The organism is Bacillus sp. FSL K6-6038, from assembly GCF_038050455.1.
Lineage (GTDB): Bacteria > Bacillota > Bacilli > Bacillales > Bacillaceae_G > Bacillus_A > Bacillus_A pseudomycoides.
The window spans coordinates 961,387-981,270 of sequence record NZ_JBBOUH010000001.1; the positions used below are offsets into that span (position 1 = coordinate 961,387).

Annotated in this window: 17 protein-coding genes and 5 pseudogenes; 16 read left to right on the top strand and 6 right to left on the bottom strand. The window is 35.0% G+C overall.

The window, feature by feature from the left end:
• The first annotated feature begins 2 nt into the window (after positions 1–2).
• The 11 genes and pseudogenes from NSQ40_RS04885 (at position 3) to NSQ40_RS04940 (ending at position 7,601) form a co-directional block, all read left to right on the top strand.
• A pseudogene (locus NSQ40_RS04885) lies at positions 3–234 on the top strand (hypothetical protein).
• Between the two features lie 11 nt (positions 235–245).
• On the top strand, positions 246–443 hold the full coding sequence (locus NSQ40_RS04890; protein ID WP_018767566.1) for a hypothetical protein: 198 nt from the start codon (positions 246–248) through the stop codon (positions 441–443).
• Between the two features lie 18 nt (positions 444–461).
• Positions 462–584, top strand: coding sequence for a Fur-regulated basic protein FbpA (locus tag NSQ40_RS04895; RefSeq protein WP_231382364.1), 123 nt, complete (start codon positions 462–464; stop codon positions 582–584).
• 167 nt (positions 585–751) lie between these two features.
• Positions 752–1,138 carry a hypothetical protein gene (locus NSQ40_RS04900; protein WP_018767569.1) on the top strand — a complete coding sequence of 129 codons (387 nt, stop codon included), beginning with the start codon at positions 752–754 and terminating at the stop codon, positions 1,136–1,138.
• Between the two features lie 239 nt (positions 1,139–1,377).
• Positions 1,378–2,358, top strand: a complete 981-nt coding sequence (locus tag NSQ40_RS04905) for a lysozyme family protein (protein WP_341286068.1) — start codon at positions 1,378–1,380, stop codon at positions 2,356–2,358.
• Positions 2,359–2,709: 351 nt separating this feature from the next.
• Entirely contained in the window at positions 2,710–3,558 is an 849-nt protein-coding gene (locus NSQ40_RS04915) for a M23 family metallopeptidase (protein ID WP_040118739.1), read from the top strand.
• Between the two features lie 49 nt (positions 3,559–3,607).
• Positions 3,608–4,033: a phage holin family protein gene (locus NSQ40_RS04920; RefSeq protein ID WP_018768258.1), complete on the top strand. Its 426-nt coding sequence runs from the start codon at positions 3,608–3,610 to the stop codon at positions 4,031–4,033.
• A complete protein-coding gene (locus NSQ40_RS04925) occupies positions 4,033–5,034 on the top strand; it encodes a glycoside hydrolase family 25 protein (protein ID WP_258248168.1) in 1,002 nt (333 codons plus the stop codon). The genes NSQ40_RS04920 and NSQ40_RS04925 overlap by 1 nt, the downstream gene beginning before the upstream one ends.
• A gap of 63 nt (positions 5,035–5,097) precedes the next feature.
• Positions 5,098–5,280, top strand: a pseudogene (locus tag NSQ40_RS04930) (peptidase M23); the annotation flags it as partial.
• A gap of 255 nt (positions 5,281–5,535) precedes the next feature.
• A complete protein-coding gene (gene fbpA, locus NSQ40_RS04935; RefSeq protein WP_081621561.1) occupies positions 5,536–5,700 on the top strand; it encodes a Fur-regulated basic protein FbpA in 165 nt (54 codons plus the stop codon).
• A gap of 1,400 nt (positions 5,701–7,100) precedes the next feature.
• Complete coding sequence (locus tag NSQ40_RS04940; protein WP_006096908.1) at positions 7,101–7,601, top strand: GNAT family N-acetyltransferase; 501 nt, start codon at positions 7,101–7,103, stop codon at positions 7,599–7,601.
• 379 nt (positions 7,602–7,980) lie between these two features.
• On the opposite strand, the gene NSQ40_RS04945 is transcribed toward NSQ40_RS04940, so the two are convergent.
• The 3 genes from NSQ40_RS04945 to ald form a co-directional block, all read right to left on the bottom strand.
• Complete coding sequence (locus NSQ40_RS04945) at positions 7,981–9,372, bottom strand: amino acid permease (protein ID WP_098143738.1); 1,392 nt, start codon at positions 9,370–9,372, stop codon at positions 7,981–7,983.
• 93 nt (positions 9,373–9,465) lie between these two features.
• Positions 9,466–10,467 (bottom strand): bifunctional threonine ammonia-lyase/L-serine ammonia-lyase TdcB, encoded by a 1,002-nt coding sequence (gene tdcB / locus NSQ40_RS04950; protein WP_018767858.1) that lies wholly within the window; start codon positions 10,465–10,467, stop codon positions 9,466–9,468.
• Positions 10,464–11,576 carry an alanine dehydrogenase gene (gene ald, locus NSQ40_RS04955; RefSeq protein WP_098928488.1) on the bottom strand — a complete coding sequence of 371 codons (1,113 nt, stop codon included), beginning with the start codon at positions 11,574–11,576 and terminating at the stop codon, positions 10,464–10,466. The genes tdcB and ald overlap by 4 nt, the downstream gene beginning before the upstream one ends.
• A gap of 578 nt (positions 11,577–12,154) precedes the next feature.
• Here ald and NSQ40_RS04960 point away from each other — a divergent pair.
• On the top strand, positions 12,155–13,504 hold the full coding sequence (locus NSQ40_RS04960; RefSeq protein WP_018783600.1) for an APC family permease: 1,350 nt from the start codon (positions 12,155–12,157) through the stop codon (positions 13,502–13,504).
• Positions 13,505–13,780: 276 nt separating this feature from the next.
• Here NSQ40_RS04960 and NSQ40_RS04965 read toward each other — a convergent pair.
• Positions 13,781–14,086 (bottom strand): annotated as a pseudogene (locus NSQ40_RS04965) (DDE-type integrase/transposase/recombinase); the annotation flags it as partial.
• Between the two features lie 713 nt (positions 14,087–14,799).
• On the opposite strand from NSQ40_RS04965, the pseudogene NSQ40_RS04970 reads away from it, so the two are divergent.
• The 4 genes and pseudogenes from NSQ40_RS04970 to NSQ40_RS04985 all read left to right on the top strand — a co-directional run.
• Positions 14,800–15,345: pseudogene (locus NSQ40_RS04970) on the top strand (IS6 family transposase); the annotation flags it as partial.
• 124 nt (positions 15,346–15,469) lie between these two features.
• Entirely contained in the window at positions 15,470–16,168 is a 699-nt protein-coding gene (sdaAB, locus tag NSQ40_RS04975; protein ID WP_041488799.1) for an L-serine ammonia-lyase, iron-sulfur-dependent subunit beta, read from the top strand.
• Positions 16,169–16,190: 22 nt separating this feature from the next.
• Entirely contained in the window at positions 16,191–17,081 is an 891-nt protein-coding gene (gene sdaAA / locus NSQ40_RS04980) for an L-serine ammonia-lyase, iron-sulfur-dependent, subunit alpha (protein WP_018767864.1), read from the top strand.
• A gap of 358 nt (positions 17,082–17,439) precedes the next feature.
• A complete protein-coding gene (locus NSQ40_RS04985) occupies positions 17,440–18,759 on the top strand; it encodes an amino acid permease (protein ID WP_003203867.1) in 1,320 nt (439 codons plus the stop codon).
• Between the two features lie 113 nt (positions 18,760–18,872).
• On the opposite strand, the pseudogene NSQ40_RS04990 reads toward NSQ40_RS04985, so the two are convergent.
• Positions 18,873–18,989 (bottom strand): annotated as a pseudogene (locus tag NSQ40_RS04990) (IS6 family transposase); the annotation flags it as partial.
• 203 nt (positions 18,990–19,192) lie between these two features.
• Positions 19,193–19,753, bottom strand: coding sequence for a TetR/AcrR family transcriptional regulator (locus NSQ40_RS04995; protein WP_003203871.1), 561 nt, complete (start codon positions 19,751–19,753; stop codon positions 19,193–19,195).
• Between the last annotated feature and the right edge of the window lie 131 nt (positions 19,754–19,884).

Sequence of the window (19,884 nt, forward strand, 5' to 3'; positions counted from 1 at the left end):
CAATGTGTGCATGTAAAGAAACGGGAGTTATTAGGAACGACATGGGGAATGGCTGTTATCAATTTGCGCCATGTATTTGCACAGCAGGTAATCAGAGTCCTGAAGAAGTGGATGAAAGACGTCATGACGTTGGGAATAGCTTATCAAATGCAAATGGAGGGGAAATGGGATATGGATTTGGCGGCTACATTACAAGCGAATAAGAGGAAAAGAAAGAGAAAACAAATTAGCTAGGAGGATAAGCCATGACAGCAAAGGAACGGGCAAGACTACACGGTTTTTGGACGCATAAGAAGACAGGGCAGCGTATCGCTATATCGCGTGTGACGCTGTATGGCGAGGCACATGCGAGGAAGGTGAATTCGCTAGGGCATGAAGTGGGGCCGAAGGAAATTATGTTGGTGCGAGATCTGAAGGAAGACTATGTGAAAGGTATGATTTAGGTAATGGACAGGAAATAAATTTATATCGATGTGTTATTACATAAAGAGGTTTATACGGAAGAAGATACAGGACGGCAGCTTTATGAAATGAGCGAGCAAGAACTTTTGGATCTATTAAAAGGAGATGGGGAAAATGAGTAAGGAATTAGCAGATGAATTGTATGAGAAAAACATCTATAAATTATTGAAGTTGTTTTTCTTTCTGAATGCCATTGGTCTTCAGCGTGGTAAAACGTCTTAGAACGAAAAAAATAAACATGTTTTATGAGATTTGTTGTTTTTCACATAGAAAGTAGGTGAATCATCATTTGTTTGAATGGATGAAAGACTATCAGAAATTAGAAGAAGATATTGCTTATTTGGACTACAATTTAGATAAAACAAAAGCTGAATTAAAACGCTGGATTAGTGGTGATTTACGGGATGTTCGTTTAACTGCTGAATCGGACGGTGCGAAAGTAGAAGGACATATTGAAGCAATTGAATATGAATTAGCTCATAAGATGAATGCTATGTACGATTTAAAGTATTTGATTAGTAAGTTTACAGGATTAGAAAATCGAATACTAAAAATGAAATATGTGGACGGAATGACTTTAGAACAAATAGCTTTTGATTTGCATTATAGTACAGGCTATATCCGACGTAAGCATGCTGAAATAAAAAAGATTGTCAAGTTTCTAGATGAATTTTAATGTTACCTTTATGTAGATTACATGTGGTGTACAGAAACCATTGAAAAAATGATTTATAGTAGTAATATAAGGTTTTCACGAAAGGGCAACTATTTTATGGTTGCTCTTTTTCTTATGAACCAAGATGAGTACTAGGAACTAGTTTTACAGAACAAGGAGCATTTAGCAGTTAGATGTACTCAGTAAAGAAGTAGGTTTTTAGACGGAAAATAATAAGAAGGATAAGGAGATGTTTAGTAATGGATCAATTAGTTGCTTCAGCTAAAACAGTGAATCTGCCGCAAGCGGTTTTAAGATGGCAGACAATGGTAGAACAAGAATGTACTGCACAAGGTGTACCTGAGTTAGTGCCTTATGTGCTTGGAATTATTATGGTGGAAAGTGGTGGGAATTCCGAACAGACCCCCGATATTATGCAGTCAAGCGAATCCCAAGGAAGGCCTATGAACTCAATTGACAACCCTAAGGAGTCAATTCATTACGGAGTAATGCACTTAAAAGGATCCTTTGCAGATGCAAAGAAGTACGGTATTAATGATTTAAGCGCTATTGTTCAAACATATAATTTTGGACGTGCTTACATCCGTTGGTTAGCTTCTAACAATAAACAGCACTCACTACCGGTGGCAGATCAGTATTCTAAAACTGTTGTTGCACCATCTCTTGGAAATACAACTGGTGCTATGGTTCGGTATAGTCAACCTATCGCTGTGGCATACAATGGTGGCTATCGATATAAAAATGGTGGGAATTTTTTCTATGCTGAAATTGTTAAACAATATGTGAATTTTGATGAAGGAACTGGTGGCGGTACGCTGCAACCAGAGGGTATAGGCATTGCAGTTTCTAAGTATCCTGTCGGATATGGAGTTAACCTTTTCACAAAACCAGTTAATGGATTAGTAAGAGGTAGCATCAAAGATAAAACCCCATATTTAATTCTTGCTGGTTATTGGTTGGGGGGAGATGAAAATATGCTTTGCCTTGGCAATGAGCAATGGGTTCCACAAAAAAATGTTGATGTTCAATGGTTCAAGGCTTATTCAAAATACGCTCCTGATTACGGTATTAACACATACTCAGCACCAGGTGCTCCAGATGGAAGCTACATAGATAAAGTGAAGGGTTCTGTTGGGTATGACATTTACTCTCGCAAAGATGGTTGGATCGCAATTGACAACAAACGATTTGTAGAAGAGAAACACTTCGATATTCGATAAAAAAGTAGAAAAATTAGTTAAACAATGGTTCAAAGCTTATTCAAAATATCCAGCAGGTTAGGGTATTAACACATATGATGGTCCTAACGGGAATTATACAGGTAATGTAGATGGATCTGTTCCATAAAGAGTTTATGCACGACAAGATGGTTATTTGGATATTTTGGAAACAGCACATGGTTAAAAGAAGAACATTTTGATGTAAGGTAACGACGGAGAGCTTTTCGTTCTGTTCATCTTAAGATTTGAAAAACTATAATATATCCAAAAAATAATAAATATAGACAGTAAACGAAGGTGCTCATTTAAGTACCTTTTTTATATTGTGTAAAAATAGAAAGGAAGATTAATATGGCAAAATTTATTTATCCAACAGATACAACGAGAGTAACAAGTGGTTTTAGAGGTAGCAGATCAGATCATCATGGGGTAGACCTTGCTGAATCGGGTTATCATCCGATTTATGCAGCGGCTAGCGGGAAAGTTAGTCGTTCTTATTTCTCATCAAGTTATGGTGAATGTATTATGATTGTGCATACAATTGATGGAGTTACATGGGAGACTGTATACGCTCATATGCGCAGCGGCTCTCGAACGGTAAAAGAAGGCGACTATGTTACACAAGGACAAACAATTGGAGTTATGGGTAGTACGGGACAGGCTGAAGGTCAGCACTTACATTTTGAATTGCATAAAGGATCTTGGAATGATAAAAAGAGCAATGCTGTGAACCCGTTAGACTACTTGGAAAAAGGGGATGGTGGCAACACTACTGATCCTTCCGGAAATAAACCGCTGCAACCAGAGGGTATAGGCATTGCAGTTTCTAAGTATCCTGTCGGATATGGAGTTAACCTTTTCACAAAACCAGTTAATGGATTAGTAAGAGGTAGCATCAAAGATAAAACTCCATATTTAATTCTTGCTGGTTATTGGTTGGGGGGAGATGAAAATATGCTTTGCCTTGGCAATGAGCAATGGGTTCCACAAAAAAATGTTGATGTTCAATGGTTCAAGGCTTATTCAAAATACGCTCCTGATTACGGTATTAACACATACTCAGCACCAGGTGCTCCAGATGGAAGCTACATAGATAAAGTGAAGGGTTCTGTTGCGTATGACATTTACTCTCGCAAAGATGGTTGGATGGCAATTGACAACAAACGATTTGTAGAAGAGAAACACTTCGATATTCGATAATAGCTTAGCCGGCTCTTGTGAGTCGGCCTTTTTTTAAGGAGTGTAACAAATGAATCAAATTAATATATTAACAAAATCGTTTATAGCTACATTAGGTGGCTTTTGTGGATATTTCTGGGGAGGCTGGGATGCGGTTTTTCAAATCCTGGTAATAATGGTAGCGATTGATTATATCACAGGCATGATTGCAGCAGGATATAACGGAGAATTGAAAAGTAAAGTTGGTTTCAAAGGCATTGCCAAAAAGGTAGTGCTTTTTTTATTAGTTGGGGTGGCTGCGCAGTTGGACACCGCAATCGGTAGCAATAGCGCTATTCGTGAAGCAACCATCTTTTTCTTTATGGGTAATGAGCTTTTATCAATCTTAGAAAATGCAGGACGTATAGGAATCATGTTACCTTCTGCATTAATAAATGCTGTTGAAATTTTGGGTGGCAAACAAAAACAAGAAGAGAAAAAAGGAGATGTTCAATAATGGGACACATTGTAGATATTTCAAAATGGAATGATGATATTGATTGGTCAGTTGCGGCTCCGCAACTTGATTTAGTGATTGCACGTGTACAAGATGGCTCAAACTATGTAGATCCAATGTATAAATCATACGTGGCTTCTATGAAGTCTCATAGCGTACCATTCGGAAACTATGCTTTCTGTCGTTTCGTATCTGTAGAAGATGCTAAAAAAGAAGCACGAGACTTTTGGGCGCGTGGAGACAAAGACGCATTATTCTGGGTTGCAGATGTAGAAAAGGAAACGATGGGTGACATGGCAGCAGGCTCACAAGCTTTCATTGATGAGTTATATCGTTTAGGTGCTAAAAAAGTAGGTTTCTACGTAGGTCATCATATATATGAACAATTCGGTATGTCTAAAGTGAAAGCAGATTTTACGTGGATTCCTCGTTATGGTGGAAATAAACCAGCATATCCATGCGATATCTGGCAATACACTGAAACAGGACAGGTACCTGGGATTGGTAAGTGCGACTTAAATCTATTAGTCGGAGATAAACCGCTTTCTTGGTTCATTGGACAAGAACCGAATGTACCGAATCCAAATGAAAAACCGATCCGGGAATCAGGTATCGGCATTGCAGTTTCTAAGTATCCTGTCGGATATGGAGTTAACCTTTTCACAAAACCAGTTAATGGATTAGTAAGAGGTAGCATCAAAGATAAAACTCCATATTTAATTCTTGCTGGTTATTGGTTGGGTGGAGATGAAAATATGCTTTGCCTTGGCAATGAGCAATGGGTTCCGCAAAAAAATGTTGATGTTCAATGGTTCAAGGCTTATTCAAAATACGCGCCTGATTACGGTATTAACACATACTCAGCACCAGGTGCTCCAGATGGAAGCTACATAGATAAAGTGAAGGGTTCTGTTGCGTATGACATTTACTCTCGCAAAGATGGTTGGATGGCAATTGACAACAAACGATTTGTAGAAGAGAAACACTTCGATATTCGATAAAAAAGTAGATCCAATAGGAGCTGTTTTTTGTGTTTTAGAAAAGTAGAAAAATTAGTTAAACAATGGTTCATTGCTTATTCAAAATATCCAGCAGGTTATGGTATTAACACATATGATGGTCCTAACGGGAATTGTACAGGTAATGTAGATGGATCTGTTCCATATAGAATTTATGCACGACAAGATGGTTATTTGGATATTGGACAAAGTACATGGTTAAAAGAAGAACATTTTGATGTTAGATAAGAATAAAAGATTAGAGTCGCTCGTTTGAGTGGCTCTTTATTTTGGAATCGGGGCATGACCGGAAATGAAAAATGGGAATGTTGTCCTACACACTAAGTTGTTTTCGTGTCTCGATTCGAGAATGAAAGGAGTGGTTCAGTGATTAGTTTGTTTAAAGACTTCATAAACGCTGAGGCTATTCTTTATAAAGATATTAGAAAATACGTATTCAAGTCACCAAAGAAAAAGAGTGAAACAGACAAGCTAGGAGGAAACATGGATAGGAAACAAATTTTCATCGATGTCTTATTATATAAAGGGATTTACAAGGAAGAAGATACAGGGCGGCAGCTTTATGAAATGAGTAAGCAGGAATTATGGAATCTACTAAAAGGAGATGAAGAGCAATGCAACCAATCGAACATGGAAGTTTTGAAGTGACTCAGTTATTGGAAGAATTAAAACGAAAATAAGGGGTGTTTGGATGAAGGCGCAACATATTGAGCTTAGATTATCTAACGTGGAAGAAAACTAAACAAAAGCGCTATTTTGTACAACGGTAACCTGAGAAGAACTCGCAAATTACAAGAATCCCTGCTGAACAGGGGGCAGGGATTCAGAGGTAAGGAAGGCTATTTTGTATTTGTCGAAACGTGTCGTTTTCAACAAGTTAATAATACCACCAATTTTCAAAAGCTCATCATGTTAAATGTGTCTGAATTATATATAAACTATGTATAAATTTAAACAAAAGAGCAGCTAGCAAAAGCTAACTGCTCGGCTCCAGGGTATCTCCAAAAGGGGGACGGAGAAAGACATTCAAATGAGTTTTGGCTAGCTAGCCTATCTACATTATTGACGGAATGTTAAGACTTATTCAAGGGAGGAAAATTTATAATATGTAAATTAAATTAAAATCTCTTTTATTAATAGTATCATCCCCATTGCCATCAAGTTAAGAAATTCTTTGTTCCCCAAAACGAGAAAAACGAACTGAATTCCTATAGATAACTATAAAGAGATAAAATTTTCGTTTTGAGGATACTTTAAAATATTAGCTTGATGGGTATGTATAGTGATCCTTTATAGCAATAAAACCAGCTTATGTAATATTGCATATTAAAATGTATTGATATATATGTAAGCGCTTACTATAATAAAGGTATAAAGATTTACAACATCTTACTATACAAAAAAAGAGGAGGAAATAATATGGCAATTGCAATGGCAGTTTTAAAATTTTTAGGTGGAATCATCCCATTAGTAGGAGAGCTTTTAAAAGCAGTAATGTAAGTTCATTATCTTACTATACAAAATAAGAGGAGGAAATAATATGGCAATCGCAATGGCAGTTTTAAAATTTTTAGGTGGAATCATCCCATTAGTAGGAGAGCTTTTAAAAGCAGTAATGTAAGCTCATTATCTTACTATACAAAATAGAAGGAGGAAATAATATGGCAATCGCAATGGCAGTTTTATCATTCTTAGGTGGAATCATCCCATTAGTAGGAGAGCTTTTAAAAGCAGTAATGTAAGCTCATTATTCCGCAATTGCAATTATATGTAAAAAAAAATCATACAAATGATCTGTATATCAAGAATGAATTGATGTGCAGATCATTTGTGTGAACAAACTTTAAACAAGAAAAAGAATCCCAGAAATCATAAGGGATTCTTTTTCTTTATGTAATTACGGCATTAACATTTTTGCTACAGATAATGATGTCCTATGTAAACTTCATATGTATAGGTTATTCATAGTTTAAATAAGATGATTTTTTAATATATTTGTCGAATTATTTGTTGTTGCAACATATTAATTAAAGCGAGGTTTATGAGTTATGATTCGGTTAATCGAGGAAACAGATGCAGAACCTTTTTTAGAATTATGTAGAAAGATTGATGAAGAAACGGAATTTATGTTATTTAAGGAAGGGGAGAGAACTACTACAATTGAACAACAAAAAAGTGCTATCAAAAGAATGTCTCAATCTTCTAATTCAGCTATTTTTGTTGCTGAGATTGAAGATGAATTAGTAGGATACTTGATGGCAATTGGTGGTCAACCTAAAAGAATTAGGCATAGTGTTTATATTGTTGTTGGTGTAACTCATGAAAATAGTGGAAAAGGAATTGGAACTAAGTTATTTAAAGAACTTGAAAATTGGGCAAAGACTTTTGGTGTAATCAGATTAGAGTTGACTGTAAGAGTAAATAATACATCAGCCATTTCTTTATATGAGAAATTAGGTTATGAGATTGAGGGCATAAAAAGAGGTTCTTGTGTTGTTGATGGAGATTTAGTTGATAGTTATTATATGTCTAAGATTTTAAATGTATAGGTTTTACTTCTGATAACGAATCTTATGTCATCAACGCTTATAATAAGATAACAAAATGTAGAAAAGTAAAAATTTCGTTTAGGGGGTACCTCAAGACCTTAGCTTGGTGGCCATGTGGTACTACCCCTATGTGAAATGTAGTAATTATTATTGTACTTGGACACAATTCATTTACTACAGTATTAAGTATATCACTTACATCATGTATCTTTTATAAAGAAGTATGTCGAATTCAAGAATATTAGTTTTTTATATGAAAAAGAAATATATAACCTTGAAATTAAAGTCTTTGCAATTGTCCATATTTTTATTTCATATAAAACTTTCTAAATACAGATAAAATGATAAGTATAGAATCATTTCATCTGTATTACAACAACTATGAGCTTTCTTCTTTTGTTAGGTGACTATGTTTTTTCGAATAAACAAAGTATACAACTACTCCAATTGCTAACCAAACACCAAAGTACATCCATGTTGTTAACGGTAAATTTAGCATTAAGAATAAACAGCAAACAATTGAAATGATCGGCAAAATTGGTACAAGTGGTACCATAAATCCACGCTGTAATTTCGGATGTGTTTTACGAAGGATGATAACTGATACACCAACCATCGCAAACGTTAATAGCGCCCCAATATTCGCTAAATTCGACAATTCTTTTAAATCGATAAATCCAGCAATTAAAGCACTACCAATCCCTGTTAACCAAGTTGAAAATGTTGGTGCTTCTGTCTTCTTGTTAATTTTCGCAAAAGATTCTGGCAATAAACCGTCACGACTCATTGCAAAGAATACACGTGTTGTTGCGTAAATATAAGCAAAAATTACAGCCATAATACCAATTACGGCCCCAATAGCAATTACACCAGCTACTTTATCTTGTCCTACAACTTCTAATACATAAGCCATTGCTTCTGGTACATCTAACTCTTTATAAGAAACCATACCAGTCATAACAAGACAAACCACAACATAAATGATTGTACAAATAACTAACGAAGCAATGATACCAATTGGAAGGTCACGTTGTGGATTTTTCACTTCTTCTGCTGAAGTTGCTAATGCATCGAAACCTAAGAAAGCAAAGAATACTGCTGCTCCTCCGGCAAAGACTCCACTTAAACCATACGGTGCAAATGGTACCCAGTTTTCTGGTTTTACGTAGAATACACCAACCGCAATGAATAAGATAACAATAGCAATTTTGATTAATACCATTGCGTTATTCACACGTTTACTTTCTTTCGTACCACGTGATAATAGCCATGTTAGTACTAACGTAATGACTACTGCTGGTAAGTTAACGATACCACCTTGTGATGGAATCGTTAACAGTTCTTTTGGAATTTCTAATCCAAATCCACTTATCAAGTTATGGAAATAACCTGTCCATCCACCAGCTACTGCTGCTGTTGTTACAACGTATACCGATAGTAAGGTCCATCCCATTAAATGGGCTACAAACTCCCCAATTGTAGCATAAGAGTATGTGTACACACTACCTGAAACAGGAAGTGTAGAAGCAACTTCTGCATAACATAATGCTGCAAATCCGCAAACAATTGCGGCAATCATAAATGAAAAAATAACTGCTGGACCAGCATCTCTTGCTGCTACTAATCCAGTTAATACAAGAACGCCTGTACCAATTATTGCGCCAATTCCTAGCATTGTTAAGTCAAATGCCCCTAAATTTTTTGACAAAGTTTTACTTTTACTTTCTTCTAACAATTGCATAACAGATTTCTTTTTAAACAGGTTGGCCACGATATATGTCCCCTTTTACCAAAGAAGAGCTAAGATGTCTTCTCCTAGCTCTTCTTTGGTAAAATTAATTTATTTTATAAGATATTCAAAGAGTTATTTTACTTCATTCGCAACAAAGAAATGCTCACATACACTGGAAATGCGTTTTAAGTCCACATTTCCACCTGAAATAACCGCTACTACTTTTTTACCTTTTGTATATTGATCAACTTTTCCTGCAAGAAGAGCAGCTGTAGCTAATGCTCCAGCTCCTTCTACAACAGCTTTTCCACGTTGTAGTAAGTCTTTCATGGCTACTTCTAATTCCTCTTCTGATACCGTTACAATATCATCCACTAATTCTTTAACAATTTCAAAGGTTAAGTCTCCTGGTATTTTAACAGCACATCCATCAGCTATTGTTGGTGCTTCATAATGGGATACAATTTTTCCAACATCATAAGAAGCTTTCATTCCATGGACATTATCAGCTTGAACACCAATAATATTAATTGATGGATTAAATGATTTAAGTGCAACTGCAATTCCTGAAATAATACCTCCACCACCAATAGGCACAATTACAGTATCAACATCCCACATATCATCAAGAATATCTAAACCAATTGTTCCTTGGCCAGCCATTACCTCTACATCATCGTATGGATGTAAATATGTTTCTCCTGTTTCCTGTATAATCTCTTCACATTTAGCCTTAGCATCATCAAAGGTATCCCCATGTAAAATAACTTCAGAACCATATCCTCTGGTAGCATCAACTTTGGCTTGTGGTGCAGAAATTGGCATAACAATTTTACTTTTGATTCCAAGTAAATGAGAAGATAATGCAACACCTTGTGCATGATTCCCAGCTGAACAAGCAATCACACCATGTGCTTTTTCTTCATCTGTTAAATTTGAAATTTTATTAAATGCACCACGAAACTTAAATGATCCAGTTAATTGCATATTTTCTAACTTCAAATGAATTTCTCCACCCGTTTTACTCGTCAAATAAAATGATTTAACAAGGGGAGTCTTACGTGCATTTCCAGAAAGAATTTGTTGAGCCTTTTTTATATCACCAATGTTAAGTGGTAAATTTTTGTTAATCATAGTAACACTTCTTTCAGTGGTTTATAATCTAACTCTAACGTCTTTCCTAAATTCTCATAGGTAATAAAACCTTTATAAATGTTTATACCAGATGCTAAAGCCGGTTTAGTATTTATTGCATTTTCTAATCCCTCTTTACCAATTAATAATAAATATTCAATATTTCCATTTGCTAAAGCCATGGTCGAAGTACGTGGGGTGGCACCAGGCATATTTGGTACAGCATAATGGATTACATCATGCTTAATAAATATAGGGTTATCATGTGTTGTATAGTGATCAACTGTTTCAACTGTTCCACCTTGGTCAATTGCAATATCAACAATAACACTGCCAGGTTTCATTGATTGAACCATATATTCTTTTACAATTTTCGGTGGTTTAGCTCCTGGTATTAAGATAGTTGAAATAAATAAGTCTGCCTCTTTTATATGCTTTTCTAAGTTTTCAGTATTGGATTCAATAACCTCTACAGAATCATTCACATATCTTTCTTTTAAATAAGCAATTTGTGTTTTGTTTAATTCTAGAATAGTCACATGGCAACCAATTCCAATTGCCATATCACATGCATTAATAGATGCATTTCCTCCACCTAAAATGACAACATTTCCAGCAGGGATACCCTCAATTCCTGATAATAAAATCCCTTCTCCTTGATGTTGTTTTTCTAGATAATAAGCTCCCATAAAGACTGCACGGCGGCCAGCAATCGCACTCATGGGCTTTAACAGAGTCAAAACACCATCTTCACTAATTGTCTCTCCAGCAATTGCAGTAGTTCCTGCTTGTCTCATTGCTTCAACGCACTCTTTAGAAGCTGCTAGATGTAAAAATCCCCATACAATGAGATCTTTTTTAAAGTAGTGATATTCTGCAGATAGTGGTTCTTTCACTTTTACTACCATATCGACGTCCCAAGCTTCTTTTTGAGTTACTATGCTTGCACCTGCATTTGTATATTCATCATTAGTATAACCAGATCCTAATCCAGCATCTTTTTGTACCAAGACTTGATGTCCCTCTGCAACTAATTTTTGAGCATTTTCGGGAGTCATTCCCACACGAGATTCACCTTTTTTTATTTCTTTTACTACTCCGATTTTCATACTCACACTTCCTTTTGAAATTAATATATCTAACAATTTAAATGAAAAATGACAAGTACACCAAACTTATTATGTGTATACATGCTATTTTTCATTTATCTCGCTGTTTTGCCCCTACAAGATAGCAAGATTCAAAACCCTAAGTCAATCAATTTGTGAAATCATTCACAAAATGTATTTATTTGCTCGGTAATAAAATTCTATCTTGAAAATTATTATTGTATAGCATTTTAGTCTGTGCTAGACTTTGTCACGAATAACATCTCTTCTGAATTTAAAGCAACTTATCATTATGTAATACAAATTAAAAATCTGTGCGTTGAGTATTAATTGTGTTATGAAGACTTCTCTACTAGAAGCATGACCAAACATATTTGTGAAGTATTTCACAAATATGTTTGGTCATTAGTACTCATTTTCTATTCCTAATTCTAGGCAAATATATATTTAATTAGATATTCAAGTTTAAGCTTAAAAATATTATGTGAAAAACTAGGGATAATATCTAAATATGAGAACACCAAGTGCTGCGATTCATTAGAGATTTTGTTTATTTTTATAAAACAGGAGTGATTGTTATGTCACAACAACAACTAAAAAAAGAAATTGGTTTCTTTGCTGCTTTGACTACAGTTATTGGTACCGTAATAGGGGCTGGTGTTTTTTTTAAACCAACTGCATTATATGGTATCACTGGTACAGCCAGTTTAGGGTTGCTTGCATGGGTTATTGGCGGAATATTAACTGTTTGTGCAGGATTAACAGGGGCTGAATTATCGGCTGCTATTCCAGAAACAGGTGGTATGATGGCTTATTTAAAACGTACTTACGGAAATTTAACAGCATTTTTACTAGGTTGGGCTCAAACCGTCATTTACTTTCCAGCAAATATTGCAGCACTTGCTATTATTTTCGGAACCCAAACTGTTAACCTGTTTGGATTAAATGCTAATGAAAATAAAATGATGATTGTAGGAATTGCTGTTATAACTGCAACCTTTGTAACTCTTATGAACTTTTTAGGTGCTAAAGCTGCTGGAGGGATCCAAACCGCTTCCACTATAGGTAAATTACTTCCTTTAGCTCTTATTATTATTTTTGGTTTGCTACACAAAGGTGATGTAACTTTTCAATTGTACCCAATTGAGGCAGGACCAGATAAATCTTTTATATCCGCTCTAGGTTCTGGCTTACTTGCAACCATGTTTGCCTATGATGGATGGATACATGTAGGGAATATAGCTGGCGAAATGAAAAATCCCAAAAAAGATCTACCTAAAGCAATAATACTAGGATTATCAATTGTTACGGTCGTTTATTTATTAATTAATATTGCATTCCTAATGGTTATGTCTGCAACAGCACTTGCAGGAACTGATACACCTGCATCTGAGGTTGCAAAAATTCTTTTTGGTACAATGGGTGGAAAACTAGTTAGTATAGGTATTTTAATATCTGTATTTGGTACAATTAATGGATATATTATGACAGGTATGAGAATTCCTTATGCTATGGCATTAGAAAATAAACTACCTTTTAGTAAATGGTTTGCTACATTATCTAATAAGAGCAGAGTTCCTTATAATTCTGGAATATTTGTCTTGTTGGTTTCAATAATCATGATGCTTATAGGAGGGTTTAATACGTTAACAGATATGTTAGTATTTGTTATATGGATATTCTATACAATGACATTTTTAGCTTTATTCATTTTACGTAAAAGAGAGCCAGAACTTGCACGTCCTTACAGGGTACCCTTATACCCGATTGTACCGACGATAGCTTTATTAGGTGGCTTATTTATAGTCTTTAATACATTATTTACACAAACATTACTAGCCTTATGTGGAATAGGACTAACGGCTTTAGGCCTTCCAATTTACTTTATAATGCGTAATAAGCATATTGATGTAAAAACAGAGGATTAAATTGTGTCCAAATGTACGAAATTCTCGAAATGATATGGCGAGGCCTAATAAGGAACAGCAAAAAAGACATTTTCCCCAGTTGAAGATGTCTTTTTTATGCAACTTTCCCTAGATTTCAATAACATTATATGCAATTTACTTAGAATTATACCTAAAAGTTGCGGCTTGATAAATCCCCCCACCCGTAACTTTTGCATAACATATAAATAATAGAAAATACGGGTCTGTTGCAAAGTTTTTTTACACATAGAGACATGGGAAGATTGTGGTCAAATTTTATGAAACCGATAATAAATTCTGTAATTCGTTATTCGTCGAAAAGACGGAGTCTGATTGAAGACTTCGTCTTTGTTTGTATATGGCATGAAGCGTTTCTATCCCTTTTATCGTACGTGAGGCATGACGAAGACTTTGAAATCCTAAGGAACGAGCGAAACGGCGCTTCACGTGTCGATGATCTTGCTCAATGAGATTATTGAGATATTTTGTTGTACGATGAAAGGTATTTTTGTAAAAGTCTATTCTCTGTAATTTTTTAAATGCGCAAATTAAGGAAGGAGCCTTATCTGTAGTCAGAACCGTATTTATCTTCCTAAGTCTATTAAAACGCCATAATTCCCTACTCTTGGTTTAGAAAGTAGGGAATATTTTTTGTAAAGGATTTATCGTTTTTTCTCAAAGCACTACATTTAGAAAGAATAACATTTTTTACATTTGGGGGTAGTTGGATTTCTTAAGTTGATGGGCATATGGCGGCACCTCAAAAAGAAGTTCCTTTTTTCTGAAAAATGTATATAAATGCAAAATGAATAATAAATACCCGAAAGGATTTTATATTCCCTTAATTTATTCCTTTCCATCTACATTAATCATTTATTACAACAGCTTTCACGTTTAAAATAAGATGTTTCAACAAAGGAAAATATAAGTATCTTTATAATGAGTTCCCAATATAATCAATGTGTTAATCAAAGGAACTCTGTGTTATTTTTATTTTTCTACTAACTAATACAGCTTCAAACAATGGACACAATTGCTACATGCCAAGTGTAATTTATTATCCATTCAAAATTCTATTTATTCAATCTTTCTAAAAATAAAAAAATATTAAATTCATAAATATACAAGTTATAATGAGGGCGTCGAGAGATAATCTATTACCTCTGGAGAAAATATCAAACCTGGTTCTGGTGCAAAATTCTAAAGACCTTGCAAGTAATCTTCTAAAATTGGACATACTGATACGATTACTCTAAGAAAGGTGTGTGATCAGAAGGGAAATTTATTCAATATGAAAATGGAAGCGTTATCAGCCAGATCTTATTTTGTTAACAGTACGTTGGTACCTGCGGTACAACTTAAGTTTTCGTGATGTAGTAGAGATGATGGAGGAACGAGGATTATCCTTGGCTCATACCACGATTATGCGTTGGGTCCATCAATATGGACCGGAGTTTGAGAGAAGAATCCGACGTCATCTCAAACAAACAAATGATTCATGGAGAGTGGATGAAACGTATATAAAGGTAAGGGGACAATGGATGTATTTCTATCGTGCTGTTGATTCTGAAGGAAACACAATTGATTTTTACCTAAGTAAATCTAGAAATCATAAGGCTGCAAAGCGATTCTTCATAGAAATGACACCATTAAGCTCAAGGGTATTAACAGTGCTGATTGGATTGACAGAGGTACCAATGGCAATTGATGCTGCTTTAGGTTGTTATGGAAGCTCTATATTAAACCTCATGTCATTTAAGAAAATGAAATTTGGTGATAATTCTAATACAGTTTTTATTACAATTGAACCTCTTTCTCAAGCTGACATTTTAATAGATTGACCTGTTCTGATTTTTGGAACAAATGTAATTGCAGAAAATAAAAGCTGGAACATATTTTGAATTGGTCATTCTAATAACTTAGATTCAACTGCAATTAAAAATAATAAATTATGGGGGTGCTTATATGAACATGAATGTAGCATCTATTAAAGAAAAAAAGGTTGTTAAATACAAAAGTTGTTTTGATGTGATTGGGCCGGTCATGATAGGTCCTTCAAGCTCACATACTGCAGGTGCTTTAGCTATTGGAGCAGTTGCCAATAAATTATTTCAAGGTCTTCCAAAAAAAGTCGTGGTAAGGTATTATGAATCATTTGCTGAAACCCATAAAGGACACGGAACTGATTTTGCAATTATTGCTGGAATATTAGGATTTGCTACCGATGACAGCAAAGTGCCAGATGCTATTAAAATAGCAGAATCTAAAGGCATGGACATTACCTTTATTGAAAAGGCAGGTGATAGTCCTGCTGGTCATCCAAATACGGCAGATGTATATTTAGAAGATGAAAATCGAAGTATTAGAACGGTGGGTATTTCGGTCGGCGGCGGATTAATTGAAGTCAAACATGTTGAAATTGACGGATTTAGCTTAGATCTTCAGGGCCCATTGCCAGTTATTATTGCGATTTCCGAAAGAGCTGACTTTGAATTTGTCTTACGCAGGATCTTTAAACAATATGATGTGGAAATTAACGACTTTCATAGTTTAGAAGAAAGCGGAAAATATTTATATGCATTCGCTTTGGATTCGCTATTGCATGGTGATGCTCAGAAGGAATTGGGAAGTTTAAGCAGTCTAGCTAATATCATTATTCTTTAGTTACATTAAGGGGTGAAAAAATATGTATATGACCATAAAAGAAATTGTGGATGCAGCTAATAAAAGACAAAAGCCAATTTATGAATTAGCAATCGAACAGGAAATCGAACAAACTAAAACTTCTTATGAAGAGGTTTGGAGTAAAATGGAAAAAAATTTAGCGACTATGGAAAATGCCATAAATAAAAGTATCGAGGGCGACGGGGTATTTTCTCCGACTGGTTTAACCGGAGGCGATGCTGTTAAAATAAAAAAATATCGAGAAAACGGAAAAACTCTTTCTGGAGATTTGATGGTGTTAGGGATTCAAAGTGCTATCGGTGTTAATGAAGTAAATGCTTCATTAGGGGCTATTTGTGCGACTCCAACAGCAGGTGCGAGTGGGACAATCCCGGGAGTCCTATTTAGTATTAAAGATACGTTTCAGTTAGGTCATGAAGATATGGTCCATTTTCTATTCACTTCATCTTTATTTGGAATGATAGTCGCAAATAACGCTTGTATTTCCGGAGCGTACGGAGGATGTCAAGCTGAAGTAGGCAGTGCCTCAGCAATGGCGGCGGCTGCAGCGGTAGAAGCTGCTGGAGGAACGCCACAGCAATCTTCTGAGGCTTTCTCAACCGCATTACAAAATTTACTCGGTTTAGTTTGTGATCCGGTCGCTGGTTTGGTAGAAATTCCTTGTGTAAAGAGAAACGCCATTGGAACGGCAAATGCTTTAGCAGCAGCGGACATCGCATTAGCCGGCGTAAACAATATCATCAATGCTGACGAAGTTATTGAAGCGATGTATAGAGTTGGAAGACAGATGCCTCGCGAATTAAGAGAGACAGGTTTAGGCGGAATTGCGGCCACACCTACAGGAATTGCCATTAAAAGTAAAATTTTTGGAGAGAAACAATTAAATAAATAAACGGTTATTTGAAATATTGTGAAATAGTTAACAATTCTGTTCTCTATTGTTCTCCTAAGGATGTCTGTATATTAAGAGCCATTGTCATTGAAATATACTACTATACAATTAAAATATACTACTATACAATTAAAATATACTACTATACAATTAAAATATACTACTATATAATTAAAATGCTTTGTAAACGCTAACAAATTCATCGGGTTGATGACTAGCGAATTTTTCGATTTTGATCAACTTAGAAGAAGGACACACGATGTGGAGCATCTTGTAAGCAATTCATTTTTCAAGAATGGTCTATATTCCTAAGCTTTAAAAAGAGACGTAAGAATAGGATACAAGGAGGAATTATTATATGAATGGGAATACTGCAAAAACAATAGAATTTCAAGCTGAAAATACTGCAGTAAAAAATGAGAAATATCCAGACCCTAAAAAGTGGCATAAACAGGATACTACCTGGGCATTGAGCCTTTTTGGAACAGCAATTGGAGCAGGAGTACTCTTTTTACCTATTAATGCAGGTTCAGGTGGTTTATTATCATTACTGTTAATTACCATACTTGCATATCCTGTTATGTATTACTCACATAGGGCGCTTGCTAAAATGATATACGCTTCCAATTCTGCTGATGAGGGGATTACAGGTACAATAAGAGAGTATTTCGGAAATAAGGCAAGTATAATTTTTAACATAGTATATTTCGTCTCAATTTATACTATCGTGCTGATGTATTCGGTTGCACTTACAAATACTGCAAGTAGTTTTATCGTGCATCAATTGCACATGCAGGAGCCTCCAAGGGCCATTTTATCACTTGTATTAGTACTCGGTCTTATAGCTATACTAAATTTTGGTCAAGATATCACTGTAAAGATAATGAGCATGCTAGTATACCCTTTCATAGCTTCTCTACTTTTTATCGCAATATCTTTGATTCCAAAGTGGAATACGTCAATGCTTAGTTTTTCAAGTGTTTCTACTGCTTCAACAGGAACAGGATATTTTGGAACGATATTGATGATACTACCAATCATAGTATTCTCGTTTAATCATTCTCCTATGATTTCGTCATTTGTTATGAAACAGAGAGCTACCTATGGAATAGAAGCTACTGATGCCAAATGTGCTCAAATACAAAAAGTTTGTTATATCATGACATTCGTTGTTGTTATGTTCTTTGTTTGGAGCAGTACCTTGAGTTTGACTCCAAATGATCTTATAATGGCAAAAAAAGAGAACTTGTCAATCCTATCATATCTTGCTAATGAGCTTAATTCGCCTATAATCACTATTGCAGCTCCTATCATTGCTTTTATGGCCATAACAAAGTCCTTCCTTGGCCATTATATAGGAGCATATGAGGTAATGCGTGACATGATTATCAAGTCCAGTAAAACACGCGGAAAAGATATAGGAGAAAAAACAGTTAAGACAATGATCCTTACTTTTGTCGTATTAACATGCTGGTATGTCGCTTATGCAAATCCAAGTATTCTTGGAATCATTGATGCCCTTAGCGGTCCATTAGTTGCTGCTATCTTATGTCTATTACCAATGTATGCGATCCGTAAAGTACCAGTACTAGCTAAATACAGAGGGAAAATGAGCAATGTATTTGTCATTATTATAGGTATACTTACTGTCCTAGCAAGTATTAAGTCATTATTCTAATTCACTATTGTTGGTTCTGGTGCAAAAATAGTGGGATATGAAAAAAGAACGAAAGATCCTAGCGGAATTGAATTTTAAGTTGTTAAACCAAAGAGATCATGGATAAGATATATCTATTTTTGGACAGACTTCTCACCTTGGGGAGTTTGTCCTTTTTTGATCATATGCATAACTTCTATTCCAGCAATCACTTTTTTAGCTGTTTGCAATGATTTTAATCCAAGCATATTGGGGTGCCGCCCCATGCACATCAACCTAACAGAACAGGTTGCCCCCAAAATGATAAAAATGAACTGCGTTGCTATAAAAAACACAAAATTTTCGTTTAGGGGGTATTTCAAAACTTTAGCTTGATGGGCATGTTCACATACCCCAAAAAGGAGCATAGTAAATATCAGCATGCTCCTCTTCCAGATACAAAATTATTAAAATTTTATAAATAACTCTGAATTAATCTTTCCGCACCCCTACGTGCTTTTAATGCAGAATCTCCTTTACGATGAATAAGTTCAGTTACAATCGCACCCTCAATAATAAAATAAAGTATATTTGCAACTTCCTCATACTCTTTTATTCCCGTATCTTTTACTAAACTAATTATATATTGTATAAAAAAATTTTTATATTCCATCGATTGTTCATGAAAAGGATGGGTAATTCGACTAAATTCCGCAGCCGTATTAATAAAAGTACAACCATTAAAATAAGAACTTTTAAACCAATTATCCAAAAAATCAAAAATAGCTAGTAACTTATCTATAGGGGTCTTACCATTTTCATTTACAGTTTGTTCTAATGATAATCGCCACTCTTCATTTCTTTTCTCAAGATAAGCAATAACTAAATCATCTTTCGAAGGAAAATGTTTATATAATGTCATTTTTGCGACATTTGCTTCAGCAACTATTTTGTCTACCCCTGTAGCTTGAATTCCATTATCATTGAATAATTCGGATGCAACGTTTAAAATGTGAGATCGCAGGGTCTGTCTCATTTTTCCACCTTCCTTTCTAACATAGTATACATATATGTATGTATACCATCAAGCAAGTTAATATAAATAGTAAATTGAAAATATAATGCCTTATGTAATTGCTCTTATCCTTTTGAAATTCAAATTTATAA